General features: G+C 68.1%; 13 protein-coding genes. 7 read left to right on the plus strand and 6 right to left on the minus strand.

Going from position 1 to position 17786, the window contains the following annotated elements; genetic code table 11:
* The first annotated feature begins 83 nt into the window (after positions 1-83).
* Positions 84-509, plus strand: coding sequence for a hypothetical protein (locus C3E87_RS07640; RefSeq protein ID WP_143570939.1), 426 nt, complete (start codon positions 84-86; stop codon positions 507-509).
* Between the two features lie 45 nt (positions 510-554).
* On the opposite strand, the gene C3E87_RS07645 is transcribed toward C3E87_RS07640, so the two are convergent.
* The gene (locus C3E87_RS07645) at positions 555-1724 is read right to left on the minus strand and encodes an MFS transporter (RefSeq protein WP_233120760.1); all 1170 of its coding nucleotides are present in this window, start codon (positions 1722-1724) and stop codon (positions 555-557) included.
* 116 nt (positions 1725-1840) lie between these two features.
* Between C3E87_RS07645 and C3E87_RS07650 the strand changes: the two genes are divergently transcribed.
* The 4 genes from C3E87_RS07650 to scpA all read left to right on the plus strand — a co-directional run bounded on the left by C3E87_RS07650 (position 1841) and on the right by scpA (position 8397).
* Positions 1841-3268, plus strand: a complete 1428-nt coding sequence (locus tag C3E87_RS07650) for an alpha-amylase family protein (RefSeq protein ID WP_076061258.1) — start codon at positions 1841-1843, stop codon at positions 3266-3268.
* A gap of 10 nt (positions 3269-3278) precedes the next feature.
* A complete protein-coding gene (folP, locus tag C3E87_RS07655) occupies positions 3279-4157 on the plus strand; it encodes a dihydropteroate synthase (RefSeq protein ID WP_076061260.1) in 879 nt (292 codons plus the stop codon).
* 185 nt (positions 4158-4342) lie between these two features.
* A complete protein-coding gene (gene mutA, locus C3E87_RS07660; protein WP_076061262.1) occupies positions 4343-6220 on the plus strand; it encodes a methylmalonyl-CoA mutase small subunit in 1878 nt (625 codons plus the stop codon).
* Positions 6217-8397 (plus strand): methylmalonyl-CoA mutase, encoded by a 2181-nt coding sequence (scpA, locus tag C3E87_RS07665; protein WP_076061264.1) that lies wholly within the window; start codon positions 6217-6219, stop codon positions 8395-8397. Before mutA ends, scpA begins: the two co-directional genes overlap by 4 nt.
* Before the next feature lie 137 nt (positions 8398-8534).
* Here scpA and C3E87_RS07670 read toward each other — a convergent pair whose 3' ends face one another.
* The 4 genes from C3E87_RS07670 to C3E87_RS07685 form a co-directional block, all read right to left on the minus strand.
* A complete protein-coding gene (locus C3E87_RS07670) occupies positions 8535-9080 on the minus strand; it encodes a KH domain-containing protein (protein ID WP_076061266.1) in 546 nt (181 codons plus the stop codon).
* Entirely contained in the window at positions 9073-11979 is a 2907-nt protein-coding gene (locus tag C3E87_RS07675) for a hypothetical protein (RefSeq protein ID WP_076061268.1), read from the minus strand. Before C3E87_RS07675 ends, C3E87_RS07670 begins: the two co-directional genes overlap by 8 nt.
* An 86-nt stretch (positions 11980-12065) precedes the next feature.
* On the minus strand, positions 12066-12341 hold the full coding sequence (locus C3E87_RS07680) for a hypothetical protein (RefSeq protein ID WP_143570941.1): 276 nt from the start codon (positions 12339-12341) through the stop codon (positions 12066-12068).
* Positions 12342-12467: 126 nt separating this feature from the next.
* Positions 12468-13124: a ThuA domain-containing protein gene (locus C3E87_RS07685; protein ID WP_076061272.1), complete on the minus strand. Its 657-nt coding sequence runs from the start codon at positions 13122-13124 to the stop codon at positions 12468-12470.
* Between the two features lie 98 nt (positions 13125-13222).
* Here C3E87_RS07685 and rfbB point away from each other — a divergent pair, with 98 nt between their 5' ends.
* Positions 13223-14221 carry a dTDP-glucose 4,6-dehydratase gene (gene rfbB / locus C3E87_RS07690; RefSeq protein ID WP_076061274.1) on the plus strand — a complete coding sequence of 333 codons (999 nt, stop codon included), beginning with the start codon at positions 13223-13225 and terminating at the stop codon, positions 14219-14221.
* A gap of 7 nt (positions 14222-14228) precedes the next feature.
* Here the strand turns inward: rfbB and C3E87_RS07695 are convergent, their stop codons facing one another.
* Complete coding sequence (locus tag C3E87_RS07695; protein WP_158069058.1) at positions 14229-16646, minus strand: DUF2207 domain-containing protein; 2418 nt, start codon at positions 16644-16646, stop codon at positions 14229-14231.
* A 103-nt stretch (positions 16647-16749) separates the two neighbouring features.
* On the opposite strand from C3E87_RS07695, the gene meaB reads away from it, so the two are divergent.
* Positions 16750-17772, plus strand: a complete 1023-nt coding sequence (meaB, locus tag C3E87_RS07700; protein ID WP_076061278.1) for a methylmalonyl Co-A mutase-associated GTPase MeaB — start codon at positions 16750-16752, stop codon at positions 17770-17772.
* The last annotated feature ends 14 nt before the right edge of the window (positions 17773-17786 follow it).

The raw sequence follows: 17786 nt of genomic DNA on the forward strand, positions 1-17786 counted from the left end.
CTTCGCGCTGGGTCGATGAGGGCCGAGCGCGCGTCCACAAGATCCGGAACCGGCAGTTGGGGCGCCACCGTAAAATGTCCGGCATGAGCAAAATCCGCCTCATCGTGACCACGGCCTCCGGCGTCATCGCCGCGACAGCCACGCTGCTGTCCGCGCTGCGCGACAACCCCCAGATCTCCGAGAGCATCGACGGTGCCGTGGCCAAGCTGAAGGAGGCCACGAACTCGGAGAACCCGAAGCTCCGCTTCGAGGCCAAGCTCAACGCGATCGAGGTGGCCGCCGAGGCCGTCTCCGAGACCTTCCCCCAAGCTGTGGAGCCCACCGGTTGGCGACGACAGGCCCAGGCGCTGCGGATGCGCGGTGAACTGGCGTGGCACGCCAACAGCGGCGCCACCCGCCGCAAGGCGATGAAGTCGCTGAACGCGGAGACCGCCGAGGTGCTGGCCCAGGTCAACGAACGCCTGACGCAGTTGCAGACCTCCCCCACCGAGGTGACGGACGGCCTCTGAGCCGGCCGCCTCCAGAGAAACCGAAGACTTCGCCCGACGCGAAGCTCAGAGCCGCGACTCCGCCGAGACGAGCGTGAGCGCCCCGCCCACTGCGGCGATCCCGGTGCCCACCAGCAACATCAGCGGCACCCCGCTCGCATCCAGCAGCAGGCCGCCCAGCAGCGAGCCCACCACCGAGCCAGCGGTCGCCGTCATGGTCATGTAGGCCTGGCCCTTGATCCGGTCGCGCGCCGGCAGCATCCGCTCCACGTAGTACACCGAGGCCATCACCATCGCCGCGAAGGCGCCGATCTGAAGCGTCTGTGCCCCGTAGATGCCCAGCACGCTGGGCGCGAGCCAGGTCAGCGCCGTCTTCACCACGAAGAAGACGCCGGACAACTGCAGGAGGCGTCCCGGCGACCAGCGGCCCATCACCCTGCCCCAGAGCACCATCACGGGCAGTTCCATCAGCGCCGCGATCATCACGGCGGTGCCCATCTCGCCGGTGTCACCGCCGTGGTGGCGCATGACCTGCAGCATGTAGTTGTTGATCATCGCGTGGGAGGTCATGAGCACCGTGATGCCCGCCAGCAGGACGAAGAAGCGCTGCCACCGGGCGCGCGTCATCGGCTGGGTGGGCGCCGCCACCGGTGCGTCGGGGGCTCCCGACACGACGGCGATCCCGCCCCGGTGCACGAAGGTCACCGTCGCCACGAGGAAGGCGATCTGGAACGCGATGATCAGGAGCGGCACCATCACGCTTCCGGCCACGGCCACGACCCAGCCGGCCCCCACCGACACGAGCGCGAAGACGCCGGAGCCCGCCGCCCGCGCCACCCCGAAGTTCAGCCTCACGCCGCGCGCCATCGCCGCGATCCCCAGGGCGTTGACCAGGGGCTGCAACAGCTGCACGGTGAGCACCAACAGGCCGAAGAACACGGCGGTGAGCAACCAGTGCAGCCCGGGGATGAGGAGGATCGCCCCCACGGCCACCAGCAACGCCGAGAGGGCAGCGGCCCACATGCGGAGCGGCACGCGTCGCGACCTGTCCGCAGCCCCGGCCACGACGGGCTGCAGCACCGCTGACAGCGCGCCTCCGGCGGCGATCACCAAGCCGATCTGGGAGTTGGTCAGCCCCGCGTCGAGGAGGTAGGCGCTGGCGAAGAGCAGCACCATGCAGAAGCCGCTCCAGTAGGCGGCCTGGATCACGCCGTAGCGGGTGGTGGGGGCGTGCATCACCCTCGCATCCTACGGCCGCCGCTCGCCTGAGCTCGCCGTCGCTGCCTGGGACCGGGGTTCGGCGCCCGTTCCATGAGCAATTGGATGGGGTCAGGGTGAGCGATAATCGACGCATGCGACGCGTCCTCGGCATCCTCCTCACGGCGACTCTTGCGTTCAGCGCCTGTTCGCCTGCCTCCGAAGCGCCCTCTGACACCACACCGTCGACGACGACCTCGGTGGCTCCGGCGCCCGCCACGCCCCACGTCGGGGTGCAGCTGTTCCAGTGGAACTGGAAGTCGGTCGCCCGCGAGTGCACCGACGTGCTGGGGCCCGGCAAGTTCAGCTTCGTGCTCCTCTCCCCCGCCCAGGAACACATCGAGGGTGAGCAGTGGTGGACCTCCTACCAGCCGGTGAGCTACCGGATCGAGTCCAAGCTGGGCACCCGCACCGAGTTCCACCAGATGGTGAAGGACTGCCACGAAGTCGGGGTCAAGGTGATCGCCGATGCCGTCATCAACCACATGGCCGGCATCGACGGCGGCACCGGCGTCGCCGGCAGCGCGTTCACCCACTACGACTATCCCGGCCTCTACACCGAGGCGGACTTCCACCAGTGCGCCACGCCCTCGGGCGACATCGAGAACTACCTCGACCAGCAGGAGATCCAGGAGTGCGAACTCAGTAACCTCGCGGACCTTCGGACGGGAGAGCCCGCGGTCCAGCAGAGGATCTCGGCCTACCTCGACGACCTCCTGAGCCTCGGTGTCGACGGCTTCCGCATCGACGCCGCCAAGCACCTGCCCGCCCGCGACGTGCAGGCCATCGTCGACTCCCTCGACGGCGACCCCCTCATCGTCTCGGAGGTCATCCGCGGTTCCGGCGAGCCCATCCAGCCGGAGGACTACCTCGACGCCGGCTCGGTGTTCGCGTTCCAGTTCGCCAAGGACATCGCCGGCATCGTCCCCGGCGGCGCCGTCCACCGGGCCCTCGAGATCCGCGACGGCGAGGTGCCGTCCGAGCAGGCGTACACGTTCGTCACCAACCACGACACCGAACGCAACCGCCAGACGCTGTCGTACAAGGACCCGGAGAAGTACCACCTGGCCAACATCCTGCTGCTGGCGGTGCCGTACGGCACCCCGGTCCTCTACAGCGGGTACGCCTTCACCGACCGCGACGCCGGCGCGCCCCAGTCCGACGGCGTGGTCACCGACACCGAGTGCGCCCAGCCGACGCCCACGGACAAGCCAGAACCGGGCACCTGGCTCTGCCTCCACCGCAGCTACGCGGGGCTGGTGGAGTGGGCCGCCGTCGTGGGCGATGCCGAGCCGGAGAACCTGTGGCAGGAGGGCTACGCCGTCGCCTTCGACCGCGGTGACCTCGGCCTGATCGCGATCAACGGGAACTCCACCAAGGCCATCGAGCCGGAGCTGACCACCAACCTCCCCGACGGCACGTACTGCGACGCCCTGGTTCCCGAGGACTGCACCTTCGAGGTGAAGGACGGGAAGGTGAAGGTCACCGTGGAACCCATGACCGCCGTCGCGCTGCACGCCTAGACTCGGCGCCATGTTCTCCTCGCCTGCGCCCCTCGTCCTCGGAGGCCGGCGCTTCGATGCGTCCCGCCCAGCCGTCATGGGCATCATCAACCGCAACAGCGACTCCTTCTACACCGCAGCCCGCTACGCCGACACCACCGCAGCCGTCGAACGCGCCAAGCAGATGATCGACGAGGGCGTGGACATCATCGACATCGGCGGCGTCCGCGCGGGTCAGGAAGGCGAGTGGGTCAGCGGCACCGAGGAGATCCAGCGCGTGCTGCCGGTGCTAGAGGCCCTGCGTGAACTGCCGGTGCTCACCTCCGTCGACACCTGGCGCACCGAGGTCGCCCAGGCGTGCGCCGGCCTGGTGGACCTCATCAACGACACCTGGGCGGGGGCCGACGCCGACCTCGTCCACGTCGCCGCCGAGACCGGCGCCGGTTACGTCATCTCCCATACGGGCGGGCTCCCGCCGCGCACAGATCCCACCAGCATCGACTACGGCCCGGGCGACGCCGTCGTCGAGCACGTGTTGGACGGGCTGCAGGAGGGCGCCCGCCGCGCCGAGGAAGCGGGGCTCCCCCGGGAGCGCATCCTCATCGACCCCACCCTCGACTTCGGCAAGACCACGCTGAACTCGCTGGCGCTGGTGGCCAACACCCACCGCATCGTCGCCCTGGGCTACCCCGTCCTCCAAGCGATCTCCCGGAAGGACTTCGTGGGCGAGACCCTCGACCTGCCCACCGACGAACGCCTAGAAGGCACGCTGGCGGCCACCGCAATCTCAGCCTGGCAAGGGGCGACGGTGTTCCGCGCGCACGACGTTCGGGCCACCCGGCGGGTGCTGGACATGGTGGCCTCCATCCGCGGGGACCGCGCGCCTGTCCGCGCCGACCGGGGACGCTGAGCCCTGGCGCCACATCCGGAGGGAGAATTCTGCCGCATCCCTCCGCAGCTGCGCTGATCCGGCAGAAAAGTCCCTGCAATTTTAGCCGCACCGATTTTCGTTCAATCTCTGGCCTCGGGTTATGAGCGAAAAGCGCTGGTCTAGGGTTGAAACGTGGGTTTCACCCCCTAGAAAGACGGAGAGCTATGAGCGATCAAGCCACCAGTGCGGCCGATCTCAGCCTGGCCGCGGACTTCGATACTCCTTCCCAGGCGGACTGGGAGAAGGAGGTCCTGAAGGTCCTCAACCGCAGGCGCCCCGAAGGGACGGAGCTGAACATTGAACAGGCGTACAAGCGTCTGACCAGCACCACCGTCGACGGCCTGACCATCAAGCCGCTGTACGTGAAGAGCGACGGCACGGACGACCTGGGCTTCCCCGGCGTCGCCCCGTTCGTGCGCGGCACGACCGTGCGCGACGGAAGCATGGATGCCTGGCACGTCGCCCAGCTCCACGAGGACCCCGACGCGACGGAGACCCGCCGCTTCATCCTGCAGGACCTGGAGCGCGGTGGCACCGCCGTCTACATCCGCGTCGACCCCGACGCGATCCAGCCTGAAGACCTCTCAGCCGTGCTCTCCGACGTCCTCCTGGACCTCGCGCCGGTCTACCTCACCTCGAAAACCCAACAGCTGGAGGCGGCCAGGGCGCTGGCCGCCGTGTTCGAGGCGTCCGACAAGGACAACTCCTCCTTCACCGGTAACTTCGGCATCGATCCCATCGGTGCGGCCGCCCTGGCCGGCACCGGGCCCGACCTCAGTGTCCTCAAGGACGCCGTCGAGCTGGCCGAGCCGTTCCCGGGCGTGCGCCCGGTGGTCGTGGACGCCACCATCTACCACAACGCCGGCGCCGGCGACGTGCACGAGTTGGCCTATGCGGCCGCGGTGGGCGTCGAGTACGTCCGCGCGCTGACCGACGCCGGGCTCACCGTCGACGATGCCTTCGACGCCATCCTCTTCCGCGTCTCCGCCACCACGGACCAGTTCGCGACCATCTCGCGGCTGCGGGCCCTCCGCGGCGTGTGGAACCGCGTCGGCGAGGTGCTCGGCGTGACCGACACCAAGCGCGGCGCCGTCCAGCACGCCGTCACGTCGGAGCGTCAGCTGTCCCGCGACGACGCCTACGTCAACCTGCTGCGCGGCACCATGTCGTCGTTCGCGGCGGCTGTCGGTGGCGCCGAGGTGCAGACGGTCCAGCCGTTCGACACCGCATGGGGCCTCCCGTCGGAGTTCTCCCGCCGGACCGCCCGCAACACGCAGATCCTCCTCGCCGAGGAATCCAACGTGGGCCGCGTCAACGACCCGGCCGGCGGCGCCTGGTTCGTCGAGTCGATGACCCGCCAGATGAGCGAGAAGGCCTGGGCCGTCTTCCAGGCGCTCGAGGCCGACGGCTTCGCCCAGGCCCTGGCCGATGGCACGGTGGCGGCGCAGCTCGACGAGCTCAACGCGTCCCGCAAGAAGCTGCTCGCCACCCGCAAGCTCCCGCTGACCGGTGTGTCGATGTTCCCCAACCACGCGGAGAAGCCGGTCGAGGCCAAGCCCCGCCCTGCCGCCCCCGAGTTGGGCGGCCTGAAGCTGGTGCGCGACTCGCAGGACTTCGAGAACCTCCGCGACCGCGCCAACAAGGCCCGCGAAGCGGGCAACGCCCCCAAGGTCCTGTTGGCCTGCCTGGGCCAGCGTCGCGACTTCGGCGCCCGTGAGGGTTTCACCGGCAACCTGTTCCACGTCGGCGGCATCGACACGCCGCTGGCCGAGGGCAGCTCGCCGGAGGACTTCGCGCGTCAGTTGAAGGAGCAGGGCACCACCGTTGCGGTGCTGTGTTCCTCCGCCAAGGTCTACGCCGATCAGGGTGTCGCCGTCGCTGAGGCCCTCCGGGCCGCCGGCGCGCAGACGGTGCTCGTCGCAGGACAGATCAAGGAACTGGGCGAGGGCGGAGAGACCGCCGTCGACGGCAACGTGTTCGACGGCATGAACGTGGTCGAGCTGCTCACCACCACCCTCGACCAGTTGGGAGCTGAGAAGTGACTATCCCCCGCTTTACCGATATCGACTTCGCGTCGGCCGTGCCGGCCAACGCGGAGGAGACCTTTGACGCGATCAACCACGAGGTCGGCCACTCCGCCGGATGGCAGACGCCGGAGCACATCCTGGTGCCGCCGCTGTTCCGCGGCGCGGACCTGGACCAGCTCGACTTCCTCGAGACCGCGCCGGGCATCCCGCCGTTCCTGCGCGGGCCCTACGCGACGATGTACGTCAACCAGCCCTGGACCGTGCGCCAGTACGCGGGCTTCTCCACCGCTGAGGAGTCCAACGCCTTCTACCGCCGCAACCTCGCGGCCGGCCAGAAGGGCCTGTCCATCGCGTTCGACCTCGCCACCCACCGTGGCTACGACTCCGACCACCCGCGCGTGGCCGGCGACGTGGGCATGGCCGGTGTCGCCGTCGACTCGATCCTCGACATGCGGCAGCTGTTCGACGGCATCCCGCTGGACCAGATGTCGGTGTCGATGACGATGAACGGTGCGGTGCTTCCCGTGCTGGCGCTGTACGTCGTCGCCGCCGAGGAGCAGGGCGTCAAGCCCGAGCAGCTGGCCGGAACCATTCAGAACGACATTCTGAAGGAGTTCATGGTCCGCAACACCTACATCTACCCACCGTCGCCGTCGATGCAGATCATCGCCGACATCTTCGCTTACACCTCCAACAACATGCCGCGGTTCAACTCGATCTCCATTTCGGGTTACCACATGCAGGAGGCCGGCGCGACGGCCGACATCGAGATGGCCTACACCCTGGCCGACGGCGTGGAGTACATCCGCGCCGGCGAATCGGTGGGCCTCAACGTGGACCAGTTCGCACCCCGCCTGTCCTTCTTCTGGGCAGTGGGCATGAACTTCTTCATGGAGGTCGCCAAGATGCGCGCCGCCCGCATGCTGTGGGCGCGTCTGGTGCGCGACTTCGGGCCGAAGAACCCCAAGTCGATGTCGCTGCGGACGCATTCGCAGACCTCCGGCTGGTCGCTGACCGCGCAGGACGTGTACAACAACGTGGGCCGTACCTGCATCGAGGCCATGGCCGCGACGCAGGGCCACACCCAGTCGCTGCACACCAACGCGCTCGACGAGGCCATCGCGCTGCCGACGGACTTCTCCGCCCGCATCGCCCGCAACACCCAGCTGTTCATCCAGCAGGAATCCAAGACCACCCAGACGGTCGACCCGTGGGCCGGCTCCGCGTACGTCGAGAAGCTCACCGAGCAGCTCGCGCGTCGCGCCTGGGAGCGGATCCAGGAGGTGGAGCAGGCAGGCGGTATGGCCAAGGCCATCGAGCAGGGCATCCCGAAGATGCGCATCGAGGAGGCGGCTGCCCGCACCCAGGCCCGCATCGACTCCGGCCGCCAGCCGGTCATCGGCGTCAACAAGTACAACCTCGACAGCGAGGACGCGCTCGACGTGCTGAAGGTCGACAACCGCGCCGTTCGTGGTGCGCAGATCGCCAAGCTCGAACAGCTACGCGCCGAGCGCGACGAGACTGTCACGCAGGAGATGCTGGAGCGCCTCACCTGGGTCGCAGCCAACCCGGATTCGACGGACCCTGATCGCAACCTGCTGAAGGTGGCGATCGACGCGGCCCGCGCCAAGGCGTCGCTGGGCGAGATCTCCGACGCGCTGGAGAAGGTTTACGGGCGCTACACCGCGCAGATCCGTACGATCTCTGGTGTGTACAGCAAGGAAACCGGCAACAACGAGGCGGTGGACAAGGCACGCGCCCTGGTCGAGGAGTTCGAGACCAAGGAAGGCCGCCGCCCGCGCATCCTCATCGCGAAGATGGGTCAGGACGGCCACGACCGTGGCCAGAAGGTCATCGCCACCGCCTATGCCGACCTCGGCATGGACGTCGACGTAGGCCCGCTGTTCCAGACCCCCGAGGAGACCGCACGTCAGGCCGTCGAGTCCGACGTCCACGTGGTGGGCGCCTCCTCGCTGGCAGCCGGCCACCTCACCCTGGTGCCTGAGCTGCGCAAGGAGCTGGACAAGCTCGGCCGCAGCGACATCATGGTGGTCGTCGGTGGCGTGATCCCCGCGCAGGACTTCGACGAGCTCCGCGAAAGCGGCGCCGACGCGATCTACCCGCCCGGCACGATCATCCCCGAGGCTGCGATCGACCTGCTGACGAAGCTGAACGAGCGCCTCGCCGACTGACGGTTCCCAAGGGGCGCGCTGCGAGGCACGAGCCGCCGCCCACGAGGGACCGCCCCGCGTCCGACTCGATCAACGCAACAGGGCGAGCCCCCGAGCATCAGCTCGGGGGCTCGCCCTGTCCTGCGGAGGAGCGTGGGTCAGCGCGTGACTGTCCTGCGGCCCGGCCTCGGGTCACGAACAGCATCGTCCACCATCCGCTTAGCCTCGTCGAGGCCCCCCCGATCTTCGGCCCGGATGAATACCTCGCCGCGATCGCCCACCCGAATTGTGGACCCGGTCTGTGCCTCGATTGCACGAATCGTGCTCCCGCCCACGCCGATGAGCGCGCCTCGGCGGCCCGCCGGGATGGAGACCCTGAGAGAGAAATCGCGCCAGAAGACCGTCTTGACGACCGGCGCCTCTCGAGAAGGCCATGGTTCTGCGAGGACGACGGCGAGGCTCCGCCCGTCGAACTGCCGCTCCAGCACCATGCTTCCATTCGCCTTGTCGGGCCTCGTCGTCTGGGGCCGTCGAACCACCAAGACGATCTGCTCCTCCGTGATCCGGCGCTCGGCCATCCGCTCCGTCGCGTGTCGGGTGAACTCCGGGGCAACCGCGCGGGAACCACGCTTCAGCACCACCCAGAGCACTACGAAAAGTGCGGCCGCGCACGCCACCCAGACCACCTGCGTCAATTCACTCATGTTCGGAGCCTTCGAAGCCGGACCTGTCCTGGTCCGCGCCAGCCAGCAGCCACATCTCGGCGAGGCCTGAACCCACGCGGTTCAGGTACTCACCGATCATGGTCAACGCGGGGCGGGTGTCGTCACCGTCTCTGTCCAGCAGTTCCTGCCACAGCGCGTGAGCACCAGCACTATCTCCGGTCTCCCACTTCTTGATGCCACGAAGGGCCACTGCCAGTGGATAGTCCGAGGCTTTCTCTAGCCAGGCATCGGCCTGCTCGGTATCACCCTGCTCTTCGAGGAGCACACCCAGCATATAGGCCGCTTCGTCTGTCTGTGCGCTGGCCCGCTTCAACCACCGCTCCGCTTCTTCCGTTCGCCCATGATGGAAGCAGTGGCGAGCCAGCCCAATCATCGCTTCGGGGTCGTAGCACTCAATTCCCTTGAGCCACCACCGCTCAGCCTCTTCCTCGGGTTCCGCTCTGTAGGCGAGGAGGCGAATCGCGGGCCGGAAATATTCGTTCGCAGCCCCTGCCAACCAAGCTTCACCGGTTTCTGGCTCATCGCGGGAGAGGTGCAGCTGCCCTAGCAGCGCCATAGCACGAGCGTTGCCTAGGTCTGCCGCTCTGCGCCACCAATACTCAGCCTCGGACCCGACGACCTCCCCTAGCTGACACATGGCTTCAGCCTTGCCCGATTCGGCTGCAAGGCGGGTCCAGTATTCAGCCTCCTCCATTTCGCCACGCAGCTGGTGCACGTTTCCTCGCGTCAAGAGATCAACCCAATGGTCCGGCTTTTCGACCCTCAGCCTGAGCCGAGAAGCCTCCTCGACATCACCGGCCATCTCCGCGGCTGCGGCCTGGTGCTGGAGCGCGTCGGGATGCCCGAGCCTTGCAGCTCTCTTGATGTACGGTTCCTGCATTTCCGGGTGGAGTCCTAAGCTCGCCTGGTAGTAGCCCTCCGCGGCACCCTCGAGGGCAAGCAACCCCAGGTACCGTTCTCCCTCGCCGCGCTCTCCCCTTTTGAGGTGGTACCGCGCCACTTCGAAGAGGGCGACTTCATCACCGGCGCGTACCGCGCGCAGAAGCCAGCGTAGGTAGTTGTCCTCGTCCCCCTCCAGCCCGTAACCATGAGCAATCAACCGCAACCACACCTCGGGGCAGGAGCCTTCCGTAGCCCTCAACAACACGCGTTCTGAATCGGAGCGGCGTCCCGCGCGCAAGTACAGCTCGCTGAGGCCCCACCAGCCCGGAAATTTCGACCCCCACGCTTCCGCAGCGCGGAGATACCACTCTTCAGCGAGGTCGAAACACTCCATCTCGTCGTACGCTCGCGCCAGACTCCACGCGCCCACGGGGATGGACGACGCCCGGTGCAAGAATGTCAGTTCCGCGGATTGGTCCGAGCACCAGTTGGCGGCCATTAGACAAATCTCTGGGCTCAGGCTGTCCGCATGCGCCGCGAGATGAGATGGATCCCATTCACCCGCTTCGAGGGTCTCCACCAATGGGTCGAAAAGCGCGTACTCCGCACGGCCAGGCGACATGCTGCGCACCACGGCGTGAACGGATCCCGGCCCACCCAGCGGTTCGGTTGCCCATTCGAAGGCACGTACGAACAGGAACGGATCCCAGTGCCTGGTGGGGAAGAGGCGCTCGAACGACCACTGCGTCAGTTGCTCGAACTCAGCGAGGCCAATGCCAGCGGGATTAAGGTAGGCGGCGTCCACCGCAGCAGTGAGCAGAGCGACATGCTCCGGGTGTGCTCGGTCCGTCATGGCCGCCAGCGCACGCCCACGAAGCGCATCGACAGCCGCAAGCAGTTCCGGGAGCCGCGAACGCTCCCCGGGGCCTGCATCACAGATGGCGTCGGCTGCGAGCAGTTCCTTTGGAATGCCCGCAAGCTCTCCACCCGTCAGTTCCGGAGCGAGATCAATCCTGCTGGCGCTGATCATCCGCAGCAGGCCAGGTGTGGCACCGCTGTGGAGTCCCATGCCGTCATCGCGCCTTGTGCGGTCGTAGGCGAAGGCCTGCATCTGCGCGATGACATCGTCGTGCAGGGTGGCAATGACGATGAGCCCCTGATTGATCGCTCGGTTCAGCGTTCTGTCGTTGATCCCGTCAGGGGTGCGGAAGTTGTGACGCTGCAGATCGTCGAGGAGGACGACCACCTCATCGTGAGCGTGAGGGCCTCGACGCCCGCCGTCGTCAGCAACTGCGGCGACTGCCGCGTCAAGTGCCCCGTCGGTTGCGCGGAGTTCCCACAGCTTCCGCTCGGGGGCGACTCGCCCCAGAGCCTCCAGGACCAGGCGCGTTTTCCCCGCCTTGGGAGGGCCGACCACGACGATGAAGCCGCCCATGTTGGCGTTCGCGAGTTCAGCGATCCGCTCATCCAACATCCCGTCTACCGCACGGGCGACGTACGGCGGCGTGGCGCCTTCGGTGACCCACGAGCCTTGCCAGAACCCGTCTCGCAGACCTTCAAGGCTGGCTGCGTCAGCCACGCTCCGTTCGGGATCCTCGACGAGGACGTCGACAAGTGTCTGCGTCTTCCGGGCGTTGGCTTCGATGGTCTTGGGCGCAGGCCCGGCTTCCAGATCTGCCCTGGAACTGAGCCAAGCCCGATACAGGCCTTCGGGGTTCGTCCACTGACCCACACCCTCAGGTGCGCTGGCCTCAAAGGCCAGGTTGGCCATGAGCTGCACAACCGAAGCCTGCAGGCGCCGATCGTTGGGCGGGAACTGGCCCCGCTTCCGCCAGGCCGAGATGTTGCGCCGATCCACCGGCTGCAAGCGACGGTCCGCACCAGCGTGAAATGCCTCCGACTCAATGAGCTCCGCCAAGCCCTCATCAGACATCCCGTGATGCGCTTTCAGCGCCACCCACCAGCTGCGGATCGCCTGCCTGATTTCGTCTGTCATCGCCCGTCTCCCCCGTCGTGCGTTCATCGTGTCAGAAACGCGCGTGATTCGAGCCTGCGTCGAGCAAATGTGCGGACGTCGTGTCCTCATGCTGCCACCCCCTGGGACTGATCGCTCTTGCCGGCACCGCAGGTGGCCCACGACGTGACATGCCAGCCATGGCACCGGTCGCACTCGTAGGTGCGGACCTCCTGCCTCTTCGATTCACGACCGCTGAGTTCGGCGCGCTGCCGTGCGTTGCTCGCAAGGTGGAGGAATTCGACGGCTTCACGGTGATCGCGGAACCGCTGTTTTCCCGTGGTGTCGCACTTCTTGGGGGTCTTGCACTGCTTCTGAGTGCGGAGCTGGTGGATGTTCATCATTTCCTATCCCCAGGCCACCCTGTGCGGCCTGATGGAAACCACGCTCCGCTGTCACAGCCGCCATTTCGATCGCTGTGTCGATGTGACAGATCCGGCCGGCTCGGGGCGCGACTGTCGCAACGGCTCCTACCGCAGCAGCCAGGCGACCTCGTTGAGCAACAGCTGGCGACGCGACGCAGACTCGTAAGACCGTTCGTCGTGCCCGAGGCCGTCGAAGACCACCTGGCCACGGACCGCCCAGCCCATCACCTCGTCGCGACCCTCCAGAGTGTGCTGGACCAACGGCGTGACCCCCTCGTCGATGTCCAGGCGTGAGTACTTCTCGTCGAACACCTTGACGGCGTCCAGCCCCGCCCACACCGGGTGCTTCTCGGCGCGGGCGGCCGGTTCGAACGTCGCGTCGGAGATCTCCGGGTGCCACGAGTCCGGTCCCCAGTTCCCGCCGACGGCCGCCCGCCACTTCGGCTGCTGCCGGAAGGCTCCGTTGGAGGTGTGGATGCTGAGCGCACGACCGCCTGCGTCCAGGTAATCCCCCAGCGCGCCGAGGTCGTCGTCGAACTCTGCAGACGGCGACTCCGGCTCGTCGGCGATCCCGCCGCCGGCGTTGACCACCAGCAGGTCGAAGGAGGCCAGGTCGAGCATCGAGCCGGCGACGGTCTCGCGCACCTCGACCGCGTGGCCGGCGTCCCGCAGCACCTCAGCGATCGCCGGCGTTGTCCGCTCGAACGGGTGCCAGGGGTCTGCGTACGGACCCACGCCGCTCAACACCAGAATCCTGCCCATGGAGATCCTCTCCCGCGTTTGTTCGACGCCGCCACTTTATCGCCGCGTTCTTCACCGCACTCAGAACCCGGCCGAACGGCGGCCGCTACGCTGAGCCCATGACCACAGTGCTCGTCACCGGCGGTGCGGGATTCATCGGCAGCAACTTCGTGCACTGGGTCATCCAGCACACAGATGCCTCCGTCGTGGTCCTCGATGCCCTCACCTACGCCGGCAATCCCGCCAGCCTCGCCGGGCTGCCCCCGCACCGGTTCGAGCTGGTCACGGGCTCCATCACCGCCCCCGGGCTGGTCAACGACCTGGTCGAGGCCAGCGACGCCGTCGTCCATTTCGCAGCGGAATCCCACAACGACAACTCGCTGGAAGGTCCCGGCGCGTTCATCGACACCAACATCGTGGGCACCTACCACGTGCTGCAGGCCGTACGCCTGTTCAACAAGCGGCTGCACCACATCTCCACCGACGAGGTGTTCGGGGACCTGCCCCTGGGATCGGCGGAGCGGTTCACTCCGGAGAGCGCGTACCGGCCGTCGTCGCCCTATTCGGCCTCCAAGGCCGCCAGCGACCACCTGGTTCGCGCCTGGGCGCGGTCCTTCGGCGTGGAGGCGACGGTGTCCACGTCGTCGAACAACTACGGCCCCCGCCAGCACGTCGAGAAATTCATCCCGCGCCAGATCACCAACCTCATCACCGGCCACCGGCCCAAGCTCTACGGGTCCGGCGACCACGTGCGCGACTGGCTGCACGTCGACGACCACAACTCGGCCGTCTGGGCCGTCCTGACGAAGGGCCGGGTGGGCGAGACGTACCTCATCGGTGCCAACAACGAGAAGAGCAACCGCGAAGTGGTGGAGCTCATCCTGCAACTCATGGGCCACGCCCCCGACTGGTACGACCAGGTCGCAGACCGCCCCGGCCACGATCTGCGCTACGCGATCGACGCCGGCAAGCTCCGCGACGAACTGGGTTGGGAGCCGCGGTACACGGACTTCGCCGAGGGGCTCGACGACACCATCACCTGGTACGAGGACAACGAAGCGTGGTGGAGGCCGATGAAAGAGGCCACCGAGGAGCGCTACGCCGCCCGCAACCAGTAGCGGCGCCTCACCAGCTGCTGCCGCTGGTGCCGCCGCCTCCTCCGCCGCCGCTGCTGCCCGACGAGAAGCCGGAGGATCCCCCCGAGCCGCCACTCGACGCGGGCGGGGCGGAGGCGCTGGTGACCTCGCGGCTGAAGCGGCTCATCTCCCTGTCGAAGTCCGCGAACGACGCGGAGCCCACCCAGAACGACGTGTCGACCTCGTCGATCCTGCCCTGCGCGGCCCACTCGCGGCACACGGCGGTCCACCTCTCCGTGAGTCCGAACACCACCGCCCAGGGCAGGTAGCGGCGGTAGATGTCGCGGTCCGCCTCGAAGTTGAGCTGCTGGGCCTCGGCGGTGTTGATGTACTTCCGGAAGCCCTCCACCTGGTCGCGGAGCGCGGTGCCGTCCGCCGACAGGATCGCCTTGGGCAGCAGCCTCTTCCCGAGGATCGCGCCCGCCACGCCTCCGATGAAGAGACCCAGGCCGATGCGGAGGCCGCCGTCGGGCAGCGGATTGCCCATGAACAGGGCGTACGCGGTGAACAGCACCGCAGGCAGCAACGGCAGGAAGAACACCAGCAGCCCCCGCTTGCTGGGTGAATAGGGCTGGAACCACCCCGACGACGCGATCTCGTGCTCCGCGGCCTCCTCCACGATCTGGCGCATCTGCCGTGCGTTCCTGGCCGGCAACTTCTCCCGGCTGTCCGTCGCGTGGAGGAGCACCCGCCACTCCGTTCCCGAGGCTCCCTCGCCGGAGCCGTCGACGCGCTGCACCATGAGCGGCTTGGAGTCGAGCTGCACCAGGTTCCGCACCGCCAGCTGCACCAGGGTGGCGGCCAGGTGCACGGGCTTGAACTGGCGGTCCAGCAGCAGGCCCGCCTGGCGCGGCTGGATCTCCGGTGGGTGGAAGCGGACCGGGACGTCCTCGTTGCGTCGCACAGCGCGGACGACGCCGGGCGCGCCGATGATGCCGGGTGCCACCGTCGCGTACCTCTCATCGCGGCGTCGTCCGACCAGCGCGGCCGCAGCCCCCGCCGCGATCACCGCGCCCCCGCCGCCCAGGCCGAGCAGCGTGCCGGCGGTGCGGCGCTCGTTCCGGGCCGCGTCGAGGCTGGGCTCCAGCGGCACGGTCGAGGTGAAGGCAGCGGCCGGCAGCGCGAAGTCGGTGACCAGCGGCGGGTACTCGTTGCCGAGCAGGTCGAGGCCGGCTGTCACCGTGGCGCCGTCGACCTGTGCCGGGAACTCGCAGGGCCGGCCGGGGCCCTCCCGGTAGTAGCTCAGATCCAGGCAGGCCGTCCCCGTGGGGGCGGCAGGGAGGCGCCACAGGGCGGTGGCGCCGGTGAGGTCGTACGTGCCGGTGTGGACGATGGGCACGCGGAGGCGGGCGGTGTCGCCCTCGACGGCGACCGCCCCGGCGATCCGGTACGAGAGGTGGAAGGTCCTGAGCACCTGCTGGGCGCCCGGGTTGTCGGCCCGGAACGTGAGCCAGCCCACGAGCGTGCTCTGCACCGATTCCGAGCGCCAGACCTCGGGGCGCACCTCCCCGCCCTGTTCGTCCCGGATGCGCACGTCGGAGATGTCGACGACCTGGTCGAAGTCCTCAGACCACGGCGCCCTGACCACGAAGTCCAGCTGGATCCGCTGCGACGCTTCGGCGGGGAACATGAACTCGAGGCGCTGCTGCACCTCGGCGGAGCCGTCGGGGAGCACCTCCACGATGCTGTGCAGCCCGCGCAGTTCGTGGCCGATCAGGCGCTTCGGCTCCAGCACCGGTTCCGCCCGGGTCACGGACCCGGGCGGGAGCTCGGCGACCACGCTCGTCACGCCCGACCCACCGTCGTGCGAGAAGCTGGCCACCCCGTCGTCGACGGCGGACTGGCACTCCTCGCTACCGACGAGGCACCGCGCCCGCGCGACACCCTCCGGCCCGGTGACCGTCGCGGTGAACTTCCGCACCTGCGGGAGGTCCGGGCTGTTGACGTCCCAGAACAGTTGGGGCGCACCCTCGAAGGTGCGCAGCGCGCCGGCCATCGTGTACTCGACGACGTAGGTGGCGTCCCTGGTGCCGAGCTCGACGTCAGGGTCGCCGATGCGCAGCCTCACCGCCTCGGTGGAACCTGCGCCCCGCGTCGTCTCCGTGAAGCCTGCGGGGGCCCCGCTGGGGCTCGACACGGAGACGTCGGTGATGTCGTAGAGCACGTCCTGGCTGTAGTCCTGATCCCACGATTCGCGGGTGGCGAAGTCGAGGATGATGCCGTGGCGGTCCTTCTCCGGGAAGTGCCACTGCACCTCGTAGCGGACGTCGACGGTGCCGTCGCGCTGGATGTCGTAGGTGACGTCGAGATGGCTGATGTATTCGTCATCGGCCCAGGCCGGGGTCGCCCAGAGCATCGGGAGGCAGACGAGAGTCAGCACGGCCAGCATGCGTCCGAGGCGTTTCATGGGGGCGACGGTAACAAGGGGCGGGTTCGCGGCACAGCAACCTGGGCCCCGATCCCCGGAGGCCCCCAGAAGCGGGAAAACCCCACGCGATAGGGTCGGCACCATGCGCAAGGTGAGTGTCGAAGATCTGGCTCAGGGCATCGTCGAAGGGTCCCGCGGGCACATCGCGCGGGCGATCACGCTCGTCGAGTCACTCAAGCCCGCGCACCGCGAACAGGCCCATGAACTGCTGCAGAAGATCGCACCCCTGACCGGCCGCGCGTTCCGCGTCGGCATCTCCGGCGTACCAGGCGCCGGGAAGTCGACGTTCATCAACGCCATGGGCGTCAAACTCATCGAGGAACGTGAGCACAAGGTGGCGGTGCTGGCGGTGGACCCGTCGTCGTCGCGCACCGGCGGCTCCATCCTGGGCGACCGCACCCGGATGGCGGAGCTGGCCCAGCACGACAACACCTTCATCCGGCCCTCGCCCTCGGCCGGGCACCTGGGCGGCGTCGCCCGGGCCACCCGCGAATCGATGCTGGTGCTCGAGGCCGCCGGCTACGACGTGGTGCTGGTCGAGACGGTGGGCGTGGGGCAGAGCGAGGTCGCCGTGCACGGCATGGTCGACACCTTCCTCATGCTGCAGGTGGCGCGCACCGGAGACCAGTTGCAGGGCATCAAACGCGGCATCCTGGAGTTGGCCGACGTGATCGCCATCACGAAGGCCGACGGCGACAACGAGCAGGCCGCAAGGGTCGCCGCGCGGGAACTCAGCATCGCGATGAAGCTCATCACCAGCGACAACGAGAAGCGCCGGGCCCCGGTGCTGACCTGTTCGTCGTACACCGGGGAAGGTCTGGACACGCTCTGGGACGCGGTGGTCGCGCACCGCAACGAACTGGAGGAGGAGGGCTCGCTGCAGGCGCGGCGCCTCGACCAACAGCGCGACTGGCTGTGGAACATGGTGCGCGACGAGCTGATGGAATCGCTGCGCACCTCGCCCGAGGTGCGGGCGGTGGCAGACCGCGTGGAATCGCGGATCGCCCACGAGTCGCTGTCCGCCCTGGAGGGGTCTGCGGCCATCCTGCGGGCCTTCAGCCAGCACATCGACACGTTCCCCTGGGCCCGTCCCACCGGCTCGTGACCCGAACCACCGGC

The sequence above is a fragment of the Tessaracoccus sp. ZS01 genome (assembly GCF_022342445.1).
GTDB lineage: Bacteria > Actinomycetota > Actinomycetes > Propionibacteriales > Propionibacteriaceae > Arachnia.

Coding starts and splice junctions, on each gene's coding strand:
- C3E87_RS07640 (WP_143570939.1), top strand. CDS start 84: ATGAGCAAAATCCGCCTCATCGTGACCACGGCCTCCGGCGTCATCGCC.
- C3E87_RS07645 (WP_233120760.1), bottom strand. CDS start 1,724: ATGCACGCCCCCACCACCCGCTACGGCGTGATCCAGGCCGCCTACTGG.
- C3E87_RS07650 (WP_076061258.1), top strand. CDS start 1,841: ATGCGACGCGTCCTCGGCATCCTCCTCACGGCGACTCTTGCGTTCAGC.
- folP (WP_076061260.1), top strand. CDS start 3,279: ATGTTCTCCTCGCCTGCGCCCCTCGTCCTCGGAGGCCGGCGCTTCGAT.
- mutA (WP_076061262.1), top strand. CDS start 4,343: ATGAGCGATCAAGCCACCAGTGCGGCCGATCTCAGCCTGGCCGCGGAC.
- C3E87_RS07670 (WP_076061266.1), bottom strand. CDS start 9,080: ATGAGTGAATTGACGCAGGTGGTCTGGGTGGCGTGCGCGGCCGCACTT.
- C3E87_RS07675 (WP_076061268.1), bottom strand. CDS start 11,979: ATGACAGACGAAATCAGGCAGGCGATCCGCAGCTGGTGGGTGGCGCTG.
- C3E87_RS07680 (WP_143570941.1), bottom strand. CDS start 12,341: ATGATGAACATCCACCAGCTCCGCACTCAGAAGCAGTGCAAGACCCCC.
- C3E87_RS07685 (WP_076061272.1), bottom strand. CDS start 13,124: ATGGGCAGGATTCTGGTGTTGAGCGGCGTGGGTCCGTACGCAGACCCC.
- rfbB (WP_076061274.1), top strand. CDS start 13,223: ATGACCACAGTGCTCGTCACCGGCGGTGCGGGATTCATCGGCAGCAAC.
- C3E87_RS07695 (WP_158069058.1), bottom strand. CDS start 16,646: ATGAAACGCCTCGGACGCATGCTGGCCGTGCTGACTCTCGTCTGCCTC.
- meaB (WP_076061278.1), top strand. CDS start 16,750: ATGCGCAAGGTGAGTGTCGAAGATCTGGCTCAGGGCATCGTCGAAGGG.